The 4,858-nt window shown below is 41.9% G+C and carries 2 protein-coding genes; both read right to left on the minus strand.

The features are described 5' to 3' along the window. Positions 1-1,158 precede the first annotated feature (1,158 nt). Complete coding sequence (locus tag Q0241_RS09300; RefSeq protein WP_299376476.1) at positions 1,159-2,460, minus strand: efflux RND transporter periplasmic adaptor subunit; 1,302 nt, start codon at positions 2,458-2,460, stop codon at positions 1,159-1,161. A gap of 33 nt (positions 2,461-2,493) precedes the next feature. After that, on the minus strand, positions 2,494-4,858 hold a 2,365-nt coding region (locus tag Q0241_RS09305), incomplete at its 5' end, for an efflux RND transporter permease subunit (protein WP_299376478.1).

The following is a 4,858-nucleotide window of genomic DNA, read 5'->3' on the forward strand; positions in this document are numbered from 1 at the left end:
TAGTCTGACCATTGTAGTTTTTAGCGAGGTAAAACCACTTTGATCAAACTTGTCACCTTTGTTGCACTAGCTGCGGAGAACGATCAAAACTAGAATGCATGGCGAACGTATCCATCATGTCTGCTCTGAGCTGACAATTACGGATAGCCCAAACATTCCTATATTGAATGCTGGCAATTCAAGCAGTCTAGTCTATTGTTCTAACTAGGAAAGATACTTCGAGGAGGACGAAACGGCGAATCTGGAATAGATTTTATAATTTGGAAAGTTATAGATTCAGATAGGATCTCTTTACCAGCTACAGTGGGCATTAGCGGCAGTTCTGCAAAGAGAAGGGGGTGATATACGGTACTAAAGCATACGTGTACTGAATGATTTAAATTCTTCTCATCAGAAAATTCGTTATATGAATGTTCTGCATGTGCTGTTTTTTCTGTTGAGTGTGTGTGTTGATGGTTGTGACCAAGTTCATGCATAAATACTTCGCCATGAAATGCCGAAGCAAGGCCGTTTGTCAATAAACTGACAAATAGAAAAATTGCTACGGAATTGATAGTGAGATATCTATTCATACCATACGTTTTTCATGCACAAAAGAATTAATGCTCTGTCAAATATGTCGCCAATTTCGTGCTGTTGCAGATCGTGCCAAAATTTATTCAATATTAATGCAGCGAAGATCTCTTTTTGAAAACTGCAAATATTATTTCATCTAGTTGCGACTATGACAATGCGACATAATGTCGCACTCAAGATAATCGTGCTTAAATCTTTTGGGTTAACAAGAAATTTTATATGCTTATCTTTCATTCAATCTCTTTCCAGAGGTCAACTCTTAAGGGCAAAAATGAAGTACATACAATTATTGATCGTGAATTACACCAGCTCGATGCAGTCAGCGATAATTGGTTTAAAAGAGATGTCTATACTCGCGAGTCAGTTCACTGCCAAATTTACCGAGCAATCTCAATCCGAGGTCGATACTAAACGTAGGTCCAAGTTTGATAATCGCTTTGCAGTCGACAACATTGACAGGCTATTAGAGCAGTGATCGGAATGTGAGTAAGGGGTCTACTCCATATTTAGCGTTATTCTTAAACTTTCAAACAATCTGGGTTAAAAACCGATCAGGGACAATAAAGCCAATCTGCAACTTTCTTAATGCTCGTGTGACGTTTCGCCTTTCTTCATTTCCGAGATCAAGTAATAAGCATTGTTCCAGGCCACCTGGACGTCTTTAGGCAGCGGCTCCAACAGATTTATCTCCATCCATCCTTCATGAGAGGCGCTCGTGGAGACTTCTACAGAGGTAAATTCCCACTCCGTTTTTCCATCTTCTTGGTGTGCTTTGGCCATAAAAATGTAAGACTTACCTTCCTCTGCGATAATAGCTTCTTCTGGCAGTGCTATTACTGACATACTTTCCGTGTAAACTTTTCCATTGATATACATCCCTGGAATAAGAAAGAATTCTTTTTGATCGATCTCAGCATGTACGTGAACTATTCTAGGGTTTAGTTCAAAGTTTTTTCCCACTGAAAAAATTCTGGCAGATAAAGTTTTACCCGGAACCGATTCCACTGTAAATGATACCTTTTGACCTTCTCTTACCTTATATACATCTTTTTCGAAAACCATCAAATCGACATGTACATGATCAATATTTATAATCCTGAGTATTTCTGCCTGTGCATTTACAAACTGACCTATCTGTACCAAAACTTTTTTAATATTGCCGTCAATAGGGCTTACCACCGGTACAGTCTGGTAGATGTTTCCGTCTCTAATTTTTCTCACATTAATGCTTAATTGCTTTAGTTGTGCTTCAAAACCTTTTACTTCACCTTTAATAGACCGATAATCGGCTTGCGTTTGTTGGTAAATCTTTCCTGAGCTTACTCCTTCATCATAAAGTCTTTTTTGACGCTCGAATTCTTTCTCCAGATATTGCATTTGGTTATAGGTTCTTATGTAAGCGGTTTGGAGGTTCGTTAGATTAGGGTGTGAAAGGTAAGCCAGGACTTGACCTTTTTTTACTTTCTCCCCTTCTATTACTTTAATGGCCGTTACATTGGCCCCTAAAATAGCCGTAACTATGGCTTTATGCTGGGGAAACACTGCCAACCTGCCATTGACATCTACTGCACCTGAAAAAGAACGCGTGGGTAAAGTATCCACCTTGATGCCGAGGCTATTAAACTTTAACGCTGATAGATGTACAGCACCCAGTCCTTCTTCCTCATGTTTCCCATGATTATGCCCACCATGATTATTTTCTTCATGAGTTTGTGCTTTGTGGTTATGTCCCTCGTGAGCGTGCCCTTTGTGGGCATCCTCTTTTTTGTGTTCTTGATTTTTATCTTCTTCTAAATCACTGTTGTCAGTTAATTTGTCGCTACAACCGGTATAGAAAAATAATGCTAATAACAGGGCAAGTAGGTACAGGAAGTGTTTTTTCATTGTCATTTACTCTTTATCTGTTTGGACTTCGTATTAGTTCGATGTTTTTAAGAAGTATTCAAGCTGATAGCGACTGCTCAAATAATTGCCAAAGGCGTTCCATGAGTCGACTTCAATTCGTATCGCTTCTCTCATGTTTTGTAAAAACGTTACATAGTCTATGGCACCTTCCTCATAGGCAAAAACTGCGCCGGTTTGCTGCTCCCTGGCCATAGGAAGCGCCGTATCCCGATAGTATTGCCACGAGTTCATCCACTTAAAATACTGTTCACGTATATTCTGATAAGCCGCGTTTAGCTCCATTTGGGTCTGTTGCAGATTTTGGGTGGCAATTGTGCGTTGGATTTTCGCCGATTGCGCTCTACCCAGTTCCGGGCCAAAAAACAAAGGTATCTGAATACCTGCCTGAAACTGATAAAACCCCGACTGACCTGCAATTTCTTGCTGGCTATACTGCAAACTAAATTTGGGTAAAAATTGTGCACGTCTCTCTTTGATGGCAGCATCCGCTACGTTGACCTGCTGTTTGGATACATTAAGTGCAGGATGACTATCCAGAGAATCCGCAACGAAGTTTAGTGGATCATCAAGCTGATCCACAGGAATATCTGGCACGGTGAACAAGGTATCGTCGACAAACCATAGATTCAATTGTTGAAGCGAACTCAAGTAGTCGCGATAAGCCTGTTCTTGTTGTATCTGTACTTGGTTGCCCTGATTTGATGTCGCCAGGTATTCCAGCTTGGAAGTTGCGCCTACTTCAAGCCGTATGCGAGCAGCGCGTTCAATATCCGCAAAAATAGAACTCAATCGCTTGTAAACCTGATAATTATTTTTAGCGGCATATGCCATCGCCCAGGCGCGGCTTACTTCACGCTCTATTTCAATCATAGACAGGTTAAGCCTATTCTCTGCCAGTGTAACCTGCTCTTTTTGCAGCCGTAACCTAGGAACAATACCAAATACATCGATTTGTCGTTGCTGAATACCTTGTGATTGAATACCACTTGAACCATTGCCTGCTTCTTCTTTTCCGGCGAAGAACGAGGTTCTGCCAAGATCCCAAGCGGTTTTCTTCAGGGCCTCTTGGCTTTCTATTTCTAGTTTAGCTGATTGTATCCTTGGATAATTTGTGACAGCCCGCTCCCTGGCTTGCTCCAAAGTAATCGTTTGTAGGTTGTCTATCGGTGGTGATTGCGCTTTCACCGTAGAGGTAGCGCCAAGTAGAACACCCGCCAGCCCGCCGCATACAATTAATACAAGCAATGTGTTTGTGTTTGTGTTTGTGTTTGTGTTTGTGTTTGTGTTTGTGTTTGTGTTTTTATTGGGGCGCTTAAGGCTTTTCTTGTTATTACTTCGGCTCTCCACAAAAGCATAAAGTACCGGGAGCACCACAAGGGTAAGTAGGGTAGCAGTGAATAAACCACCAATGACGACAGTAGCCAATGGGCGTTGTACTTCAGCGCCTGCCGATATGGATAATGCCATCGGTAAGAACCCGAAAATGTCGGTCGCGTCAGTCAGTAAAATAGGTCTGATTCTTTCTTTGGTTCCAGTAAGGATTCGTTCCTTGATACAGGTTATCCCTTCTTCTTTTAACGTGTTGAATCGATTTATTAAGACTAATCCATCAAGTACGGCAATGCCAAATAGCACAATAAAACCAATCCCAGCTGAAATACTAAAGGGCATATCTCGTAGCCAAAGGGCGAATACACCGCCTATTGCCGCCAAAGGAATGGCTGTATAAATCATGATTGCTTGGGAAACCGACTTCAAGGCAAAATAAAGCAATACGAAAATTAGACACAGTACAATTGGCACCACAATGGCTAACCGGCTCTTAGCTTTTTGCAGATTTTCAAACTCTCCACCGTATGTAATGTAATAGCCGGGTGGCAAATCTAGTTCAGCATCCAGTTTCTTCTGAATATCCCTCACCACCGACTCTACATCACGTCCTCTGGTGTTCACACCGACATAAGTCCTTCGGGACGTATTGTCACGGGATATTTGCATCGGACCTGGGGCATAGTAAATATCAGCGACTTCCTTGAGCGGAACCTGGGTGCCGTCAGGCAGATCGACAAAAAGGGCGCGTAGATTTTCAATACTTTTCTGGTGGGCTTCATCAAAACGTATGACCATTTCAAAGCGTTTCTCTCCTTCAAAAATCACTCCGGTCACACCACCAGCAAATGCCGAGCTTACATATTGATTCAATTGCTCAATATTCACACCGTATTGGGCAATTTTTTCGCGGTTATAGCGCACGGTAATTTGAGGCAGACCGGAAGTCCTTTCGGGGTTTACATCCCCCGCACCTGGAACAGTCCGGATGATTTTGACCATCTCATCTACTTTTTGCGCTAGCACATCAAGATCATCGCCATATAAC

It is taken from the genome of uncultured Kiloniella sp. (genome assembly GCF_937128705.1).
In the GTDB taxonomy this organism is placed as follows: domain Bacteria; phylum Pseudomonadota; class Alphaproteobacteria; order Kiloniellales; family Kiloniellaceae; genus Kiloniella.